Origin of the sequence: Aurantimonas sp. C2-5-R2 (assembly GCF_036549495.1) — a bacterium.
Classification (GTDB): Bacteria; Pseudomonadota; Alphaproteobacteria; order Rhizobiales; family Rhizobiaceae; genus Aurantimonas; species Aurantimonas coralicida_A.
This window is the reverse complement of record NZ_JAZHLJ010000026.1, coordinates 15,967-33,343: the sequence shown is the minus strand read 5'-3', so window position 1 is coordinate 33,343 and position 17,377 is coordinate 15,967. Positions and strand designations below refer to the sequence as shown.

Annotated in this window: 15 protein-coding genes and 1 other RNA gene; 14 read left to right on the top strand and 2 right to left on the bottom strand. The window is 65.1% G+C overall.

Annotated elements, in window-relative coordinates; all coding sequences use genetic code 11:
- Nucleotides 1-80: 80 nt before the first annotated feature.
- Complete coding sequence (locus tag VQ044_RS12945) at nucleotides 81-1,268, bottom strand: lytic murein transglycosylase (RefSeq protein ID WP_327647637.1); 1,188 nt, start codon at nucleotides 1,266-1,268, stop codon at nucleotides 81-83.
- 74 nt (nucleotides 1,269-1,342) lie between these two features.
- Complete coding sequence (locus tag VQ044_RS12940; protein ID WP_327647636.1) at nucleotides 1,343-2,155, bottom strand: glycoside hydrolase family 25 protein; 813 nt, start codon at nucleotides 2,153-2,155, stop codon at nucleotides 1,343-1,345.
- Between the two features lie 323 nt (nucleotides 2,156-2,478).
- Between VQ044_RS12940 and VQ044_RS12935 the strand changes: the two genes are divergently transcribed.
- From VQ044_RS12935 to murG, 14 genes are all read left to right on the top strand, one after another.
- Nucleotides 2,479-3,192, top strand: coding sequence for a J domain-containing protein (locus VQ044_RS12935; RefSeq protein ID WP_327647635.1), 714 nt, complete (start codon nucleotides 2,479-2,481; stop codon nucleotides 3,190-3,192).
- Complete coding sequence (locus tag VQ044_RS12930; protein WP_327647633.1) at nucleotides 3,189-3,977, top strand: peptidoglycan recognition protein family protein; 789 nt, start codon at nucleotides 3,189-3,191, stop codon at nucleotides 3,975-3,977. The genes VQ044_RS12935 and VQ044_RS12930 overlap by 4 nt, the downstream gene beginning before the upstream one ends.
- Nucleotides 3,978-4,144: 167 nt before the next feature.
- Entirely contained in the window at nucleotides 4,145-4,654 is a 510-nt protein-coding gene (locus VQ044_RS12925; protein WP_327623028.1) for a lytic transglycosylase domain-containing protein, read from the top strand.
- Between the two features lie 173 nt (nucleotides 4,655-4,827).
- Nucleotides 4,828-5,274, top strand: an RNA gene (gene rnpB, locus VQ044_RS12920) — RNase P RNA component class A.
- A 507-nt stretch (nucleotides 5,275-5,781) separates the two neighbouring features.
- Nucleotides 5,782-6,243: a division/cell wall cluster transcriptional repressor MraZ gene (gene mraZ, locus VQ044_RS12915; RefSeq protein ID WP_327623029.1), complete on the top strand. Its 462-nt coding sequence runs from the start codon at nucleotides 5,782-5,784 to the stop codon at nucleotides 6,241-6,243.
- Entirely contained in the window at nucleotides 6,240-7,274 is a 1,035-nt protein-coding gene (gene rsmH, locus VQ044_RS12910) for a 16S rRNA (cytosine(1402)-N(4))-methyltransferase RsmH (RefSeq protein ID WP_327647632.1), read from the top strand. Before mraZ ends, rsmH begins: the two co-directional genes overlap by 4 nt.
- Nucleotides 7,275-7,279: 5 nt before the next feature.
- Nucleotides 7,280-7,636 carry a cell division protein FtsL gene (ftsL, locus tag VQ044_RS12905; protein WP_327623031.1) on the top strand — a complete coding sequence of 119 codons (357 nt, stop codon included), beginning with the start codon at nucleotides 7,280-7,282 and terminating at the stop codon, nucleotides 7,634-7,636.
- A complete protein-coding gene (locus tag VQ044_RS12900) occupies nucleotides 7,636-9,372 on the top strand; it encodes a peptidoglycan D,D-transpeptidase FtsI family protein (RefSeq protein WP_327647657.1) in 1,737 nt (578 codons plus the stop codon). Before ftsL ends, VQ044_RS12900 begins: the two co-directional genes overlap by 1 nt.
- Nucleotides 9,373-9,481: 109 nt before the next feature.
- Complete coding sequence (locus tag VQ044_RS12895) at nucleotides 9,482-10,930, top strand: UDP-N-acetylmuramoyl-L-alanyl-D-glutamate--2,6-diaminopimelate ligase (RefSeq protein ID WP_327647631.1); 1,449 nt, start codon at nucleotides 9,482-9,484, stop codon at nucleotides 10,928-10,930.
- Nucleotides 10,927-12,402 carry a UDP-N-acetylmuramoylalanyl-D-glutamyl-2,6-diaminopimelate--D-alanyl-D-alanine ligase gene (locus VQ044_RS12890; RefSeq protein WP_327647630.1) on the top strand — a complete coding sequence of 492 codons (1,476 nt, stop codon included), beginning with the start codon at nucleotides 10,927-10,929 and terminating at the stop codon, nucleotides 12,400-12,402. Before VQ044_RS12895 ends, VQ044_RS12890 begins: the two co-directional genes overlap by 4 nt.
- Nucleotides 12,399-13,481: a phospho-N-acetylmuramoyl-pentapeptide-transferase gene (gene mraY / locus VQ044_RS12885; RefSeq protein ID WP_327647629.1), complete on the top strand. Its 1,083-nt coding sequence runs from the start codon at nucleotides 12,399-12,401 to the stop codon at nucleotides 13,479-13,481. The genes VQ044_RS12890 and mraY overlap by 4 nt, the downstream gene beginning before the upstream one ends.
- Nucleotides 13,482-13,485: 4 nt before the next feature.
- Nucleotides 13,486-14,898, top strand: a complete 1,413-nt coding sequence (murD, locus tag VQ044_RS12880; RefSeq protein ID WP_327623036.1) for a UDP-N-acetylmuramoyl-L-alanine--D-glutamate ligase — start codon at nucleotides 13,486-13,488, stop codon at nucleotides 14,896-14,898.
- A complete protein-coding gene (gene ftsW, locus VQ044_RS12875; RefSeq protein WP_327623037.1) occupies nucleotides 14,895-16,049 on the top strand; it encodes a putative lipid II flippase FtsW in 1,155 nt (384 codons plus the stop codon). The genes murD and ftsW overlap by 4 nt, the downstream gene beginning before the upstream one ends.
- Nucleotides 16,050-16,282: 233 nt before the next feature.
- A complete protein-coding gene (murG, locus tag VQ044_RS12870; RefSeq protein WP_327647627.1) occupies nucleotides 16,283-17,377 on the top strand; it encodes an undecaprenyldiphospho-muramoylpentapeptide beta-N-acetylglucosaminyltransferase in 1,095 nt (364 codons plus the stop codon).

Sequence of the window (17,377 nt, the reverse complement as noted above, 5' to 3'; positions counted from 1 at the left end):
AGGTCGTCGAGAGCATCGGCCGAAAAAAGAAAGAAGGAGCCGGGTCGCTGGGAATAAGGAAACCCGCGACCCGGACGGGTCTACAACGCCGAGAGCAGATCCCGCGTCGGCCAGCCGTCGGCCGGCAGGCCTAACCGCTGCTGCTCGCGGCGCACGGCCGAGCGGGTGTTTTCGCCGAGGATGCCGTCGACGCCGCCGACATCATGGCCGAGCTCGACGAGTCGCTGCTGCAGTCGCTTGGTTTGATCGAGGTCGAGGCCCGGCTGCGGATTGCCCATGTCGATCGGCGGGACACCGGCAAGGCGGGTGGAGAAATAGGCCGCGGTCAGGGAGTAGACCAGCGACTTGTTCCATTTCAGATAGATGTCGAAGTTCGGATAGGCGAGGAAGGCCGGACCGCCACGCCCCATCGGCAGAATCAGCGCCGCTGGCAGCTCGTCGGCGGGAAGCGGGGAGCCATCGGCCCTGGCGACGCCGAGCGCGGCGAAGCTGGAGCGCGGCTCCTTGTTGACGAGGGCGGCGCGGTCCCAGGGGAAATCCGCCGGCACTCGCACGGCTTCCAGCCACGGCTCGCCGCCGCGCCAGCCGAGCGACTGGATGTATTTGCCGGTGGTGACGAGGACGTCCGCGGCATCCTTGCGCAGATCGACGCGGCCATTGCCGTCGCCGTCGGTGCCGAAGGCGATATATTCCTCCGGCAGAAGCTGGGTCTGGCCGATCTCGCCGGCCCAGGCGCCCTTCATCTCCGACGGGGTGAGGTAGCCGCGATCGACGATCTCGATCGCGCCGATGAGATGCGGGCGGAACAACTCTGGCCGCCGGCAGTCATGGGCGAGCGTCGCCAGAGCCGCCAGCGTGTCGAAATTGCCGAGCACAGCGCCGTAGTCGGTCTCCAACCCCCAGAAGGCGGCGATCACCGGACCGGGAACGCCCGTCTCTGCCTCCACCTGGGCAAGGACGCTGGCGTATTTTTGAAGGTTCGCCTTGCCCTGGGTCAGCCGGTGACCATTGACCATGCGAGTGGCGAATTGCTGCCAATCCTGGGCGAAGACGCCCTGCGCCCGGTCGGCGGCGAGCACCTTCTGGTCGATTCGCATGCCGGCGAGCGCCGTATCGACGGCAGCCGGAGACAGGCCCTTTGCAAGTGCTTCGGCCCGGACCCCGTCGAGGAACTGCGAAAAGTCGCCGCCGCACTGCTGCGCCGCCGCGAGGCTGGTGCCCGAGAGGAGCAAGGTCAGGGTCAGGGCAAGACGGCGGGCTCGAAGCATCGCGGGGATCCTTTTCTCTAAAGACGGCGAGGGCGCACGCCGAGTAGCCATTCAAGATGGCGGATTGAAGAAATTCAGCGCGAGAGATTCGCTTCCAGCCACTTTTTCCAGTCCTCGCGGGTTCCGGCGAACGCGTTGCGGTCGACCTCGCCCTTTATGCCCGGCACGGTGCCCTTCTCGGTGTATTGCCAAAACCGGAATCGGCGGTTCTCATAGACGTTGTCGGGATGATCCCGCACTGCTCGCACCCAGACCTCATGGCGCGGGAAGGCGCCGACCAGCCGGTCGCGATGCACGTCGATCGGGATGTAGAGCAGCGGGCGCTGGCCATAATGGCGTTCGAGGGCATCGGCCATTGCCGTTACCTCGCGGACCAGATCCTCGCGGGGCGGGCGCTTGGTGCAGGTCGGCGAGAAGGGCGTCCATTCGATGTCGATCACCGGCGGCAGCGCCAGGCGATCTTTTGGGACGGCGTTGATGAAGGCCCGTGCCTGCTCGATGCCCGGCCGGCAATGATACCAGAAATGATAAGCGCCGCGCGGTATGCCGACCGCCCGGGTTTTCCGCCAGTTTTCCGCAAACCGTTCGTCGACCCGGTCGCCGCCCTCGGTCGCCTTCAGCCAGGCAAAGGCGACACCGCTGTCGCGGGCCGCGTCCCAGTCGATCGCGCCTTGATATTTCGAGATGTCGATGCCGTGGACCGGGTATTGATAGGCCGACTCAGCGGCCATGCCAGTGAGGCCGAGCTCCTTGACGTCGAGGGCGGTGGAGCGGCAGCCGCCGACCAGCAGCGCCGCCGCTATGCCGGCCAGGACAAGGGCCCGCCTGCCCAGACCGCGGCGCGCTCGGGTCGATGGGGCCGGGTGGGTTGGAAAAAAAGGCTTCATCGTCGGCTCGGATCGGTTCGAGGGGGCCATCATGATGGCGGGTTGGGGCAAATCGCAAGTGGCGCCGGCGTAGGCGTTCGCGAGTCTGGCAATGGACGCGGACGGCTGCCAGGCCGATCGGGGCGCACCGACGCAATCCAGGACGAAATTCGCGCAATCTCACTCCGATCAGATCAAAGTGAGCTTGACCGAAGCTTGCCGGCATCATTTACAGGGTCACGAGCGATCCCGGCCTTGATGGCGGCAGGGTGCGGTGCGGCATTTGCCTCGCCGGGAGCGATCGCCGATAATTGCGAATCGACAAAGGGCGGCGAGCCTCCGCAATGCAGATATTATCCAACCTCAATACCCTGCTCCAGGCAATCCCGGCCGGTGGCCGAGCCAGTCTCGAGGCGATTCTGGAAAGCATCCGGGCGTTGTTCGGCGGCGACCGGGAGACCCGCCGTCGGGTCGCCTTCGGCGTCGCGGTGATCGCCCTGTCCGCCAAGATGGCGAAAGCCGACGGCATCGTCTCCCAGCAGGAAATCACCGCGTTCCGGCAGATTCTGGAGATTCCGCCCGAGGAAATGCGCAATGTCTTTCGCCTCTATGACATTGCAAAGGAGGACATTGCCGGCTTCGAGATCTATGCCGCGCGTCTGCGGGCGTTGTGCCGTGACGAGGACGGGGATTGCCAGTTGCTGGCGGATGTCCTCGACGGCCTGTTCCATATCGCCAAGGCGGATGGCTTGGTGCATGAGCGCGAACTGGCGTTCCTCGCCGAGATCGGCCGGATCTTCGGTCTGACTGAGCAGGAATTCGCCCGGATCAAGAACCGCCATATCCTGGGTGCCGAGAACCCCTATGCGGTGCTCGGGCTCGATCCGGACGCGCCCCCGGCGGAGACCCGCGCGCGTTATCTGTCGCTGGTGCGCGAGAACCATCCCGACCGGCTGTCCGCCCGCGGCGTACCGGACGAGTTCATGTTCATCGCAACGGAACGGATGAAGGCGATCAACGCCGCTTATCACTCCATCTCGGGAAAGACCGCGGCTTGAAACCCGACGCCGCGCGCATCGACGAGGTCCGGCCGTCGCCCAACCACACCGAACGCCGGTTGTCGGGTGGCCCGGACATGCTGATCCTCCACTATACCGGGATGGGCACGGGCGAGGGGGCGGTGCGTTGGCTGTGCGATCCGCAAAGCGGGGTGTCCTGCCACTATCTCGTGCATGAGGACGGCCGCGTCGTCCAGATGGTGCCCGAGGAGCAACGCGCATGGCACGCCGGCGAAGGCAGTTGGCGGGGACGCGGCGACGTCAATTCCCGCTCGATCGGCATCGAGATCGTCAATGTCGGTCATGGCAACGGCTACCCGGATTTTCCCGCCGCGCAGATCGCCTCCGTCATCGAATTATGCAGGGAATGTGTCGGCCGCTGGCCGATTCCGCCTGAATTCGTGCTGGCACACTCCGACATTGCGCCCGCACGGAAATCAGATCCCGGCGAAAAGTTCCCTTGGGATCAACTTTTTTTTGCGGGCATCGGACACTTCGTCGTGCCGGCTCCGTTGCGCGGTGGCCGATTCTTCGGCCGGGGTGATCGGGGCGGGCCAGTCAGCGCCTATCAGTCGCTGCTGGCCGCCTATGGTTACGCGGTGCCGATCGACGGCGTATTCGAGGATACGACCCATTTCGCGACGGTCGCCTTCCAGCGTCATTTTCGTCCCGAACGGGTCGACGGTGTCGCCGACGCTTCGACGATCGAGACCCTGCATCGGTTGCTGACGGCTTTGCCCCGCTCACCCTTCGACCGGGATGCTAGGGCACCGAGCGTCGCCTGATCCGGGACGCAATATTTCAATATGAAATGTTGCGTGACAGCAATGCCACATTCCCGATCATATTGCGCTGCACACCACGGCTCGCCGAAGCCGCGATGCATTTGTGGCGAGGGGTAAAAGCCGCCTGCACAAGGGGTTGGGCGGCCTTCGATCAATTTGGGGTATTCATGCTTAGACTGACTGCCGCGGCGCTCGCCGCGACGATTTTCCTCGGCCAAACCACTGCCATCTTCGCTCATCAGACCGAGTCCGAACACGCCGAGACCGCCGGGGTTCAGGTGGCCTCGCTGGAGCGCCTTTCCGAGCGCCCCTACGCCGCGATCATCGCCAAACATGCCAAGGCCAATGGCGTGCCGATCGCTCTGGCGCATGCCGTGGTGAGTGTCGAAAGCCGCTACCGCGCCAAGGTGACCGGCGCCGCCGGCGAGGTCGGGCTGATGCAGATCAAGCCGGCGACGGCGCGCGGCATGGGCTACAAGGGCAGCACGAAGGCGCTCTACAATCCCGATACCAACATCAAATGGGGCATGCGCTACCTGGCCGGCGCGGTGAAGCGCGGCGGCGGCACCACCTGCGGCACGATCCTCAAATACAATGCGGGCCATTACGCGAAGCGGATGAACCCGGTGTCCAAGCGCTATTGCTCGAAGGTCAAGGTGGAGATGGCGCGGGCGTAAGCCGCGGCTTCCTCATCGCTTCGAAATGGAAAACATCCGGCGTGGGGGCGCCGGGTGTTTTGCGTTTGAGGGGCGCTTGAAAATTGAACAGGGTGGCGTCGTCGCCAGCATTCCGGCAACGCCTTCTGTCTTTCCCATTGACTTCCGTTCCTCGCGCGGACACCTACGGCGTGCCAGTCGGCTGGGCGACCGCTCCCGTCATACGTCGAAAGACGGCGGGGGAGGAAAGTCCGGGCTCCACGGAGAAACGGTGCCGGATAACGTCCGGCGGGGGCGACCCCAGGGAAAGTGCCACAGAAAACAGACCGCCCCGCCTATAGTGCGGCTCGACCGGCGCAAGAGCCTCGGCAGCGGAGCCGCAGTATTGGCGGGGTAAGGGTGAAACGGTGGGGTAAGAGCCCACCGCGCTTCCGGCAACGGCAGCGGCACGGTAAACCCCACCGGGAGCAAGACCGAATAGGGACGACGCGGTGGTTCGCCTTCGGGTGACATCGCCAGCCCTTCTCCGGGCCGGTCGTCCGGGTGGGTTGCTTGAGGCGGTTCGCAAGGACCGTCCCAGAGGAATGGTCGCCAGGCGGCTTTGCCGCCTACAGAACCCGGCTTACAGGCCGACTGGCTCTTTCTTTTCTACGTTTCTGGCGAATTCAGCGCCGCTTCCGGCAGTCGCGATCGAACTGCTCCGGTTGAATTTTGGGACGCGCCCACACCGCGCGTGCATTTGTCTGCAATCCTTTGTTTTCGCTGCCTTCGTGAGACCCTGGCCCCCACCCCGGAGGCCCGTCACACGACTGCGGTGATGCTGTGGGGGCAATGCCTGAAGTTCCAAAAATATCAATATTAATAGGACGTTAAGAGTGATTGTCTAAAAATTTGGCATGTCTTTCAACAGGCGCTGTGTCGGTCTATCCCATTGACGCCCAAGAGTGCCCATGCTATCCGGTAATCCATCATTAGGGGCTCGGTCAGTGCCCCATTTCGAACATCGCAGGCCGGGCCGCGGACGAGCCGAGGCTCGCGACGAGTGCTGTATGGCACCCTTCGCCGTGGCGGAGCTGTGTCGGTGGGCGGCGGACGAGCGGGGGTTTTGATGGAATGCGAACCGGTCGCTTCAAAGCATTCGCGAACTGATGGACCGGTTTCTCTCCAACTGGGTGAACAACGTCGACGCCAAAGGGCGCGTGTCGGTGCCGGCCGCGTTTCGGCAGGTGATCGCGACGCGCGGCATTCGCGAGCTGTTTGCCATGCGCAGTCTCGGTCAGCCGGTGATGGATGTCGGCGGTCCCGATCTCTTGGAGCGTTTCGAGCGGCAGATGGATGCGACCAGCCCGTTCAGCGAAACGTTTCAGGATTTGTCGGTCTTCGCTTTCGGCGACGGGATGTATCTGAAATTCGACAGCGAGGGGCGGATCACCATGACCGACTTCGTTCGTTCGCATACGGGGATCACCGATCAGGTGGCCTTCGTGGGTGCCCGCGATTTCTTCCAGCTTTGGGAGCCGTCGCGGTTCGAGGCGTACCGGGCCGAAGCGAGGGCGCGTCTTTTGGCGGCGCGTGGTTCGGTCGGCACGTCAGCGGGATCACCGGAATGATGGCGGGCAACGGCGGGGGCGAGGATCCTGTCGTTGGCGGACCGGCTCGTCATGTTCCGGTGCTTCTCGACGAGGTTCTGGCGGCACTTGCCCCGCAGCCGGGCGAGACGATCGTCGACGGCACCTTCGGCGCGGGCGGCTATACGCGCGCCATTCTGGATCGCGGCGCCAGTGTCGTGGCCATCGACCGGGACCCTTCGGCGGTGGCGACCGGACGCAGGCTCGCCGAAGGTTACAGCGGCCGGATGACGATGGTCGAGGGCCGCTTCGGCGACCTCGAGACGATCGTTGAAAATCATAGCGGCGCGGTCGATGGCATCGTGCTCGACGTCGGCGTTTCGTCGATGCAGATCGACGCAGCCGAGCGCGGCTTTTCCTTCCAGAAGGACGGTCCCCTCGATATGCGCATGGGCGCGTCCGGGCCGACCGCCGCCGACGTCGTCAACCGGCTGAAGCTGGGCGATCTGGCGCGCGTTCTCGGATTCCTGGGCGAAGAGAAGCAGGCGGGGCGCGTTGCGCGGGCGATCGAGGCGCGCAGGGCGGAAAAGCCGTTCACCCGGACCCTCGATCTTGCCGCGGTCATCGGTCGGGTAGTGGGGCGCTCGCCCAAGGACCGGATCGATCCCGCAACCCGCAGTTTTCAAGGGCTACGTATCTTCGTCAATGACGAACTGGGCGAGCTCGCTCGCGCATTGGTCGCGGCCGAGCGGGTGCTGAAGCCCGGCGGTCGTCTCGTTGTCGTGACCTTCCATTCGCTCGAGGATCGCATCGTCAAGCGCTTCCTGCGCGACCGCTCGTCGCCGCCGTCGGGATCGCGACACCTGCCGGACATCGCTCCCGCCACGCAGACTTTCGAGGCCCGCAACAAGGCGCTGGCCGCCTCCGATGCGGAAGCGGCGCGCAACCCGCGCGCCCGTTCGGCCAAGCTGCGCCACGGCGTGCGGACTGCCGAGGCGCCGCGCGGCGAAAACGACGCGCTCGCTTTCGCCGCCCTGCCATCGCTCGCCGACCTTCCTCAGACCGGAGACTGACAGCCATGTTGAAGACCCTCGACATCGTTCTCATCGCGGTCATGATTTCCGCCGCGGCCTGGACCTACAAGATCAAGCACGAGGCTGAACTGCTCGAGGCGGAGGTCGCCAAGGTCGAGCGCCGGATCGCGCTGGAGCGTGAGACCATCGCCCTGCTCGAGGCCGACTGGAGCCTGCTCGATCAGCCGAGCCGGCTCCAGCGCCTGGTCGACGCCTTCGCGTCGGATCTCAAGCTGCAGCCGATGCGGCCGGATCAGATCGTCGAGCCCGATCAATTGCCTGCCCGGCCGGTGAACTTCCTTCCCGATCAGACCAACACGCTCGGCGGCTATGCCGACAACTCGGAAACGGTGGTCCGGTGATGCGCATCGCAAATCCCTTCAAACGGGCCATACCGACGGCACCGGTGCCGGCGGCTTCCGAGCTCGATGTCTTCGCTCGTCAGGGCCGCCGCCGCGTCGCCCCGACAAATCGCAGCCGCTTCACCATCGCCATTGGCCTCTTCGTGGCCGTTTATGGCGTCATCGGCGGCCGTCTCGTCATGTGGGGTGTCGCGCCGGCCGAAACGGCTTCGTCCAGAGGCGCAAGCGACCTGATCATGGCCGCCCGGCCGGATCTCGTCGACCGCAACGGCGAAGTGCTCGCCACCGACATCAAGACCGCATCGCTGTTCGCCGAGCCCCGGCGCATCATCGATCCGGACGAGGCGAGCGAACTGTTGCTCTCGGTCCTGCCCGATCTCGATCCCAAATGGCTTTATCGCCGGTTGGCCAGCGAGGCCGGCTTCATCTGGCTACGGCGCGAGCTGACGCCGGGCCAGCAGCAAGCGATCCTCGACCTCGGCATTCCCGGCATCGGATTTCGCACCGAAAAACGCCGCTTCTATCCCGGCGGCAGCACGGCGGGCTTCATCGTCGGGACTGTCAATGTCGACAATCAGGGCATTGCCGGGATGGAGAAATACGTCGACGACGCGGGCTACCGCGCGTTGCAGAACACCGGCCTGGCCGTCGACACCGATTTGCAGCCGATGCGGCTGTCGATCGATCTGCGCGTCCAGCACATCGTGCGCGACGAGGTCGCGGCGGCCATGAAGCGCTACCGGGCGATCGCGGCCGGCGGCGTCGTTCTGGATGTCGAGACGGGCGAAGTCATCGCCATGACCTCGCTGCCCGACTACGACCCCAACGAGCCGAAGCAGGCGCTCGAAAAGGATCGCATGAACCGCATGTCGGCGGGCCTTTACGAAATGGGGTCGACCTTCAAAACCTTCACCACCGCGATGGCGCTCGACTCCGGCAAGGTGAAGATCACCGATTCCTTCGACGCGACGAAACCGATCCGTATCGGCGGCTTTACCATCACTGACTTCCACGGCAAGCGCCGCGTGCTGAGCGTTCCGGAAGTCTTCATCTATTCATCCAATATCGGCACGGCCAAGGAGGCCGAGGTCGTCGGCGTCGCGGCTCACCAGGAGTTCCTGACCCGGCTGGGCCTGCTCAGCAAGATGCGGACCGAACTCCCGGAAGTGGCGTCTCCGACCCAACCCAAGGAATGGAAGCAGATCAACTCGATCACGATTTCCTTCGGTCACGGCGTCTCGACGACGCCGCTCCAGACAGCGGTGGCCGCGGCCGCGCTGATGAACGGCGGCAAACTGATCCCGCCGACCTTCCTGCCCCGCACCCGCGAAGAGGCGGAGGCCGTTGCAACACGGGTGGTTTCCGAAAAAACCAGCGACCAGATGCGCTATCTCTTCCGCCTCAACGTCGCCGACCAACGCGGTTCCGGCAACCGAGCCGACGTGCCCGGCTACAAGGTCGGCGGCAAGACCGGCACGGCCAACAAGGTGGTCAACGGCCGCTACTCCGACACCAAGAAATTCAACGCCTTCCTGTCGGCCTTTCCGATCGACAAGCCACGCTACGTCGTTCTCGTCGTCGTCGACGAGCCGAAGGCGGAGGAAGGTCAAGTTTACGCCACGGCCGGCATGAACGCGGCGCCGACGGTCGCCAACATCATTCGCCGTTCGGCGACGCTGTTGAAGGTCCGTCCGGATTTCGGCGAGGACGGAAAGTCGCTGCTCGTCTCCTATTAGCAACTGTGAACGTCCAAACCGACCTTCACCAAGCGGCCCGCAAGTTATAGAAGTCCGACGAGTCGGCGAGGGATGCGCCGGCCATTCGGTACAGCGCGGATATTGGTGAATGAAGCTATCCCAACTCGCAGACGGCCTGGCCATGACCGGCGGTGCAGACGATCCGGAGATCGCCGGACTGTCGGCTGATTCCCGCAGCGTCGGCGACGGATTTCTGTTCGCGGCTTTGTCGGGAACCCGGGCCGATGGCGCGCGATTCGTCGCCGCGGCAGAGTCCAGCGGCGCGGTCGCCATTCTCGCGGCGAACGACGCGGCGATCGAATCACGCCTGCCTATCCTGCGTGCTGACGATCCGCGTCACGCCATCGCCGTCATGGCCGCCAGGTACTATGGCGCGCAGCCCGAGCAGGTCGTCGCCGTCACCGGCACGGCCGGCAAGACCTCGATCACCACCTTCGTCCGCCAGATCTGGGCCAGCCAGGGGATCGCCGCCGCTTCGATCGGCACGACCGGCGTCGTTTCGCCGAGCCGCGACGAATACGGCACGCTGACGACGCCCGATCCGGTCGCGCTTGCGAAGCTGATGGCCGACCTGGCGGCCGAAGGCGTTACCCACGCGGCGATGGAAGCGTCGAGCCACGGCCTCGATCAGCGCCGACTCGACGGTGTCCGGCTCGCGGCGGCGGGGTTCAGCAATCTCGGCCATGACCATCTGGACTATCACCCCGACGCCGAGTCCTACTTCGGCGCCAAGATGCGGCTGTTTACGACCCTCCTGCCGAAGGGGGCTCCGGCAGTGATCTTCGCCGACGACCGCTGGTCAGGCCGGGCGATCGAGGTCGCAACAGGTGTCGGCGCGAACGTGTTGACCGTCGGGCGAAACGGCGGCTTTCTCACATTGAAAAGGCTCGAGCACCAGCGGCATTGCCAGGTCGCGGAAATCGAGGCCCAGGGTCGTATCCATCGCATCGTCCTGCCGCTGGCGGGCGAGTTCCAGATGTCCAACGCCCTGGTGGCCGCCGGGCTCGCAATCGCCACCGGCGTTGCGACAGGTGCCGCGCTGGCCGCGTTGGAGACCTTGAAAGGCGCGTCCGGCCGGCTGGATCTGGCCGGCACGACGGCTGAGGGGGCTCCGGTCTTCGTCGATTACGCGCACAAGCCGGATGCGCTCGAGAACGTGCTGGCGTCGGTGCGCCCTTTCACCACCGGCCGTGTCGTCGCGGTCATCGGCTGTGGCGGCGACCGCGATCGGGCCAAGCGCCCGATGATGGGCGAAATCGCCGCGAGACTGGCCGATGTGGTCATCGTCACCGACGACAATCCGCGCTCGGAAGACGCGGCGGCGATCCGGGCAGCGATCATGGCGGCGGCCCCTGGCGCGACCGAAATCGCCGATCGCCGCGCGGCCATTCGCGAGGCGGTCCGGCAGGCGCATTCCGGCGACACGGTCGTGGTCGCCGGCAAGGGGCACGAGATTGGCCAGACCGTCGGCGACGTTACCCACCATTTCAGCGACCATGAAGAGGTTCGCGCGGCGATCTCGGAGGCGGGCCGATGAGCGAAGCGCTTTGGGAGACATCCGCCTTGATCGCGGCGATGAACGCGCGACCGGTCGGCGACCTGCCAGCCTCGATCTCTGGCATTTCCATCGATACCCGCACGCTCGGTGAGGGCGAGGCCTTCTTCGCCATCCAGGGCGAGCGGTTCGACGGCCATGACTTTCTGACGGCAGCGACGAAAGCCGGCGCTGCTCTGCACGTGGTGGCCGAGCACAAATTGCCGGCGCTCGGCAGCGTTCAGTCACCGTTGCTGGTCGTCGACGACGTGTTGCATGCCCTGTCGCGCCTGGGCGAAGCCGCCCGCGCCCGTTCGAGCGCGAAGATCATCGCGGTGACCGGCAGCGTCGGCAAGACGACCACCAAGGATGCACTGCGCCACAGCCTTTCGGCGGTCGGCCGCGTCCATGCGAGCGCGGCTTCGTTCAACAATCACTGGGGCGTGCCGCTGAGCCTGGCCCGGATGCCGGCCGACAGTCGCTTCGCGATCTTCGAGATCGGCATGAACCATGCGGGCGAAATCCGGCCGCTGGTCAAACTAGTGCGGCCGCATCTGGCGATCATCACGCTGATCGCCCCCGCTCATCTCGGCCACTTCCGCGACCTCGAGGAGATCGCCGAGGCGAAGGCCGAGATCTTCGAAGGGCTCGTCACGGGCGGCACCGCGATCCTCAATGCCGATGATCCCCATTGTGGACCGCTGGCGACCATGGCCCGCAAGGCGGGCGTCACCGCGATCGCGACCTTCGGCGAGGCGAGCGGCGCCGATTTCGCGTTGGCCCGCTTCGAAACGACGGCTGAGGGCGCGGCGATCGAGGCGGTCATCGGTGGCGAACCGGTCCGGCTGCATCTGACCTCCAGCGGCCGGCACATGGCACAGAATATCCTTGCCGTGCTCGGCGCGGCCAAGCTTGCCGGTGCGGATGTCCAGACGGTGGCGGCGGCGCTGTCGAGCTGGCACGCGGTCAAGGGACGCGGCGCGCGCTCGCAGCTGCCGATGCCGGGCGGCGGTTCGATCGAACTCATCGACGACAGCTACAACGCCAACCCGGCCTCGATGCGAGCCGCGCTCGACGTCTTGAAGGCTGCGGCGGTCGGGGAGGGTGGTCGCCGCATCGCTGTTCTTGGCGACATGCTGGAACTGGGCGAGCACGCGCCGGCGCAGCACGCCGATCTCGCCGCGCCGATCGCCGAGGCGGGCGTTGATCGGGCCTTTCTCGCCGGGGATGAGATGAAGGCGCTCGACGACGTGCTGGAAGGTCGGGTCGACCGCGAATGGCATGACAGCGTCGACGAACTCCTTAAGAGCCTGTTGACGATGATCCGCGCTGGCGACGTCGTTATGGTAAAGGCCTCGAAAAGCATCGGCTTCACCGCCTTGGTGGATAGGATGCTGACGACCTATCCGCCGCAGACATCCACCGGCGCGGCGCCGGTCCCTGACAAGATCGACCCGGCTGGAGCTGCCCGATGATCGCTTATCTCGGCCAGTTCGGCGCCGACTTTCCACTCTTCAATGTCTTTCGCTACATCACATTCCGAACCGGTGCGTCGATGATCACCGGCTTCATCGTTGTGTTTCTGTTCGGCCCGGCGATCATCGCCAATTTGCGCATTCGGCAGGGCAAAGGCCAGCCGATCCGCGCCGACGGCCCGCAGACCCATTTCAAGAAGGCCGGCACGCCAACTATGGGCGGGCTGATGATTCTTTCGGGTTTTCTTGTCTCAGCGATGCTGTGGGCGGATCTGAGCAACCTCTACGTCTGGACGGTGCTGCTGGTCACGGTCGGCTTCGGGGCGATCGGGTTTTACGACGACTATCTGAAAGTGACGAGGCAGAACGACAAGGGTTTTTCCGGCAAGTCTCGCCTGGCTCTGGAATTCTTGATCGCGATCGCGGCGTCGGTCCTGATCGTCTATGCTGGAACCGGCAGTTTCGCCACGTCGCTGGCTTTCCCCTTCGTGAAATCCTTTCTCCTGGATCTCGGCTGGTTCTATGTCGGCTTCGCGGCTTTCGTCGTGGTCGGATCCGCCAACGCGGTGAACTTGACCGACGGGCTGGACGGGTTGGCGATCGTGCCGATCATGATCGCGGCCGCCGCCTTCGGCCTCATCGCCTATATCGCCGGCAATGTGAACTTCTCCAATTATCTGCAGATCCACTATGTCGTCGGCACCGGCGAACTGGCGCCGCTCTGCGGCGCGGTCATCGGCGCCGGACTTGGCTTCCTGTGGTTCAACGCGCCGCCGGCGGCGATCTTCATGGGCGACACCGGCTCGCTCGCCCTCGGCGGGATGACCGGCACGATCGCCGTCGCGACCAAGCATGAACTGGTGCTGGCGATCATCGGCGGCCTGTTCGTCATCGAGGCGCTGTCGGTGATCATCCAGGTCGCCTCGTTCAAGCTGACCGGCAAGCGGGTCTTCCTGATGGCGCCGATCCACCATCATTTCGAAAAGCTCGGTTGGACCGAAAGCCAGGTCGTCGTGCGCTTCTGGATCATCGCGTTCATGTTGGCCTTCGTCGGCCTGTCGACCCTGAAACTGCGGTGAGACGATGATCCCGGCGCGTTCCTTTTCCGGACAATCGGTCGCCCTGTTCGGGCTCGGCAGCTCCGGCCGCGCGACGGCACGCGCGTTGGTCGAGGGTGGCGCAAACGTTGTCGCCTTCGACGACAATCCGGCGAGTGTCGAAGCCGCGCGCGCCGAGGCAATCCCGACGGGCGATCTGCGCGACGCCGATTGGTCGCGTTTTAGCGCCTTTGTCCTATCGCCCGGTGTGCCGCTCACTCATCCCAAGCCCCACTGGACCGTGGAACTTGCCCGCGCCGCCGGCGTCGAGGTGATCGGCGACATCGAGTTGTTCAGTCGCGAGCGCCGCGCGATCGCGCCGACATCGCCTTTCATCGCGATCACCGGCACCAACGGCAAGTCGACGACCACCGCATTGATTGCCCATTGCCTGCGCTGGAGCGGGCGGGACACGCAGTTCGGCGGCAATATCGGCGTCGCCGTAATGACGCTCGAACCGCCGGCGCCCGAGCGCCACTACGTCGTCGAGTGTTCGTCTTATCAGATCGACCTGGCGCCGACGCTGGAGCCCTCGGTGGGCATCCTGCTCAACCTGACGCCTGACCATCTCGACCGGCATGGATCGATGGGCAATTACGCCGCGATCAAGGCCCGCCTCGTCGCCGGTTCCGGTCTGGCCGTCGTTGGCGTCGATGACGCGCCGTGTCGGCAGATCGCCGACGAACTGGAATCCGATGGCAGGACCGTCGTGCGGATTTCGCAAGGGGAATTGCAAGGCCCCGGGGTCGACTTCGACGGTCGGGTTCTCCGGCGCCGCGTGAGGGGAACTGAGGAGGCCTTCTTCGACCTTTCCGCGATCGGTTCCCTGCGCGGTCGCCATAATGCCCAAAACGCCGCCGCGGCGGTTGCCGCCCTGACCGCTGTTGGATTGTCGGGCGCGGAAATTCGCGCGGGTCTGGAAAGTTTCCCAGGGCTGGCGCACCGCATGGAGGAGGTCGGGCGTCGCGGCCGGGTTCTCTTCGTCAATGATTCCAAGGCCACCAATGCCGAAGCGGTCGCGCCGGCGCTCGCGGCCTTCCCGCGCATCCACTGGATCGCCGGGGGACTGGCGAAGGACGGCGGTATCGCGGCGCTGGCGCCGTTTTTTCCACGGATCGCCAAGGCCTATTTGATCGGCGAGGCGGCGCCTGCCTTTGCCGCGACTCTTGGTAAACGAATTCCTTACGAAATCTCCGGTACGCTTGCCATCGCGGTCGAACACGCGGCGGCCGACGCCGAGGCGAGCGAAGGTGCGTCCGGGCAGGAGAGCGTCATACTCCTGTCCCCGGCCTGCGCCAGTTTCGACCAGTTTCGCAATTTCGAAGTGCGGGGCGATGCGTTCCGCGAGGCGGTGGGCGCGCTCGCGGGCATCGAGATGGCGCACAAGGGGGAATCATGACGAGCCGGGTCAAACGAGGCGTGATCAGCGAGTGGTGGTGGGGCGTCGATCGCTGGTTCTTGGCGGCCTTCCTGATACTTCTGGTCGGCGGCCTGGTGTTTTCCTTCGCCGCCAGCCCCCCGGTCGCCGAGCGCATCGGCGTCGAACCCTTCCACTTCGTCAAGCGCCATGCCGCCTTCCTCATCCCAACGGCTTTGGTCATGTTCGGTTGTTCGCTGCTAAGCTCGCGTGGTGTGCGCCGCGCCTCGTTGCTGATTTTGGCGGCGTCGCTCATGCTGATGGTGTTGGCGCTGTTCGTCGGCATGGAGATCAAGGGCTCGCGCCGCTGGATCGATTTCGGTCCGCTCAACATCCAGCCGTCGGAATTCATGAAGCCGGCCTTTGTAGTGATCTGCGCCTGGCTGTTCGCCGAGAAGCAACGCCGCCCCGAGATTCCGGGCAATCTGTTCGCGCTGATCCTGCTTCTCGTGGTCGTCGCGCTGCTCGTGGCGCAGCCCGACCTCGGCCAGACCATACTCGCGACGGCCGCCTGGGGCGGCTTGTTCTTCATGGCCGGCATGCCATGGTTGTGGATCGCGCTGCTCGGGGGCGTCGCCCTCGGTGGCTCTTTTCTCGCCTATGTCGCGTTTCCCCACGTTGCCAGCCGCATCGATCGGTTTATGACCGGCGAGGGCGACACCTTCCAGACCGACACCGCGCGCGAGGCGATCATGCGCGGCGGTTGGTTTGGCCAGGGTCCGGGCGAGGGCACGGTCAAACGCATGCTTCCCGATAGCCACACCGATTTCGCGTTTGCGGTTCTTGCCGAGGAATTCGGCATTATCGCCTGCATGCTGGTGGCCTCGATATTCGCCTTTATCGTGATCCGAGGCCTATCCTCGGCGCTCGCCCAGCGCGATATCTTCGACCGGTTGGCGATTTCCGGTCTGGTGCTGCTCATTGGCTTGCAGTCGATCATCAACATGGCGGTGAATCTGCAATTGATGCCGGCGAAGGGCATGACGCTGCCCTTCATTTCCTATGGTGGCTCGTCGATGCTGGCGATCGCCATATCGGCGGGGTTCATCCTTGCGCTGACGCGGCGACGGCCGGAGAACCGCTCGCATACCGACCGGCTGATGGAGCGGACCTTCCAGTTGCACGCCGCGTGAGGCAAGGGGCGGGGACCGGCTCTAGCGCTTGAGCGCCCGTTTTCGAGCGCTTGAGCGCCCGTTTTCGCTGATACTGTGAGTCGGATGGCTCTCCGCTTTTATCAATCCTGGGCGGAACGGCTGGCGCGCTTTCGCATTGTGTGAGCGAGTTGGTCGCGTTCTCTGCGGTTTTAGCCACACGAAGCAATGGCAACGAGGCCAACTCCGACCCGAAGAGGCGACCTTTTTCCGCAATGACAACGATCCTTCTCTCCGCTGGCGGCACCGGCGGCCATCTCTTTCCGGCCGAAGCCCTGGCACATGAGCTCGTTGCGCGCGGCTTCGAGGTTCATCTCGTCACCGACGACCGTGCCGGCCGTTTCGCCGAGCGTTTTCCGGTCAAGGCCGTGCATCGGGTGCGCTCGGCAACCTTCGCGTCGAAAAACCCGCTCAAGGTCGCATCCGCCCTGTGGACGCTGTGGCGGGGCTTCCGCGAAGCCGGCGATCTGGTGCGTCGTCTGCGACCGGCGGTCGTCGTCGGATTCGGCGGTTATCCGACGGTGCCGCCGCTGATGGCAGCGCTCCGCGCTGGCCGGCCGACGCTGATCCATGAGCAGAACGCGGTGATGGGACGCGCGAACCGCTTCCTCGGCTCCCGTGTCGATCGCATCGCCGCCGGGATTCCGCAGGACAAGGCCGATCCGGCGGTTGCTAGCAAGATGACCGTGACTGGAAACCCGGTGCGTCCGCCGATCCTGGAGGCGGCGAAGATCCCATACCGGCCGGCCGAGCCGGATGAGCGGTTCAATCTGGTGGTTTTCGGGGGAAGCCAGGGCGCGCAGTTCTTTTCCGAGCGCATTCCCGCAGCCATCGATCGCCTGCCCGAGGAACTGCGAAAGCGCCTCGTCGTCACCCAGCAGGCGCGCAGCGACGACGAGGCGAGCGTCAGGCAATTCTATGAGGAGCGCGGCATTCCGGCGACGGTGGCGCCGTTCTTCACCGACATGGCCGAACGGCTGGGCGCCGCGCATCTGGTGATCAGCCGCTCGGGCGCCTCTACGGTGTCCGAATTGGCGGTGATCGGGCGACCAGCGATCCTGGTGCCTTATCCCTATGCCCTCGACCATGATCAGGCCGCGAATGCCGCCAAGCTCGAGGCCGAGGGCGGCGCGCTGGTCGTGCGGCAGGCGGAGCTTTCCGCCGACCGGCTGGCCGGCCTCATCGCGGAGATTGCCAGCGATCCGCAAAGGGCTTCAACCATGGCCGCGGCGGCGAAGGCGACGGGTATTCCCGATGCGGCGCGGTTGCTTGCCGACCTCGTTGCGGCTATGCCCCGGGCCGGCGATTGA

Coding starts and splice junctions, on each gene's coding strand:
- VQ044_RS12945 (WP_327647637.1), bottom strand. CDS start 1,268: ATGCTTCGAGCCCGCCGTCTTGCCCTGACCCTGACCTTGCTCCTCTCG.
- VQ044_RS12940 (WP_327647636.1), bottom strand. CDS start 2,155: ATGAAGCCTTTTTTTCCAACCCACCCGGCCCCATCGACCCGAGCGCGC.
- VQ044_RS12935 (WP_327647635.1), top strand. CDS start 2,479: ATGCAGATATTATCCAACCTCAATACCCTGCTCCAGGCAATCCCGGCC.
- VQ044_RS12925 (WP_327623028.1), top strand. CDS start 4,145: ATGCTTAGACTGACTGCCGCGGCGCTCGCCGCGACGATTTTCCTCGGC.
- mraZ (WP_327623029.1), top strand. CDS start 5,782: ATGGACCGGTTTCTCTCCAACTGGGTGAACAACGTCGACGCCAAAGGG.
- rsmH (WP_327647632.1), top strand. CDS start 6,240: ATGATGGCGGGCAACGGCGGGGGCGAGGATCCTGTCGTTGGCGGACCG.
- ftsL (WP_327623031.1), top strand. CDS start 7,280: ATGTTGAAGACCCTCGACATCGTTCTCATCGCGGTCATGATTTCCGCC.
- VQ044_RS12900 (WP_327647657.1), top strand. CDS start 7,636: ATGCGCATCGCAAATCCCTTCAAACGGGCCATACCGACGGCACCGGTG.
- VQ044_RS12895 (WP_327647631.1), top strand. CDS start 9,482: ATGAAGCTATCCCAACTCGCAGACGGCCTGGCCATGACCGGCGGTGCA.
- VQ044_RS12890 (WP_327647630.1), top strand. CDS start 10,927: ATGAGCGAAGCGCTTTGGGAGACATCCGCCTTGATCGCGGCGATGAAC.
- mraY (WP_327647629.1), top strand. CDS start 12,399: ATGATCGCTTATCTCGGCCAGTTCGGCGCCGACTTTCCACTCTTCAAT.
- murD (WP_327623036.1), top strand. CDS start 13,486: ATGATCCCGGCGCGTTCCTTTTCCGGACAATCGGTCGCCCTGTTCGGG.
- ftsW (WP_327623037.1), top strand. CDS start 14,895: ATGACGAGCCGGGTCAAACGAGGCGTGATCAGCGAGTGGTGGTGGGGC.
- murG (WP_327647627.1), top strand. CDS start 16,283: ATGACAACGATCCTTCTCTCCGCTGGCGGCACCGGCGGCCATCTCTTT.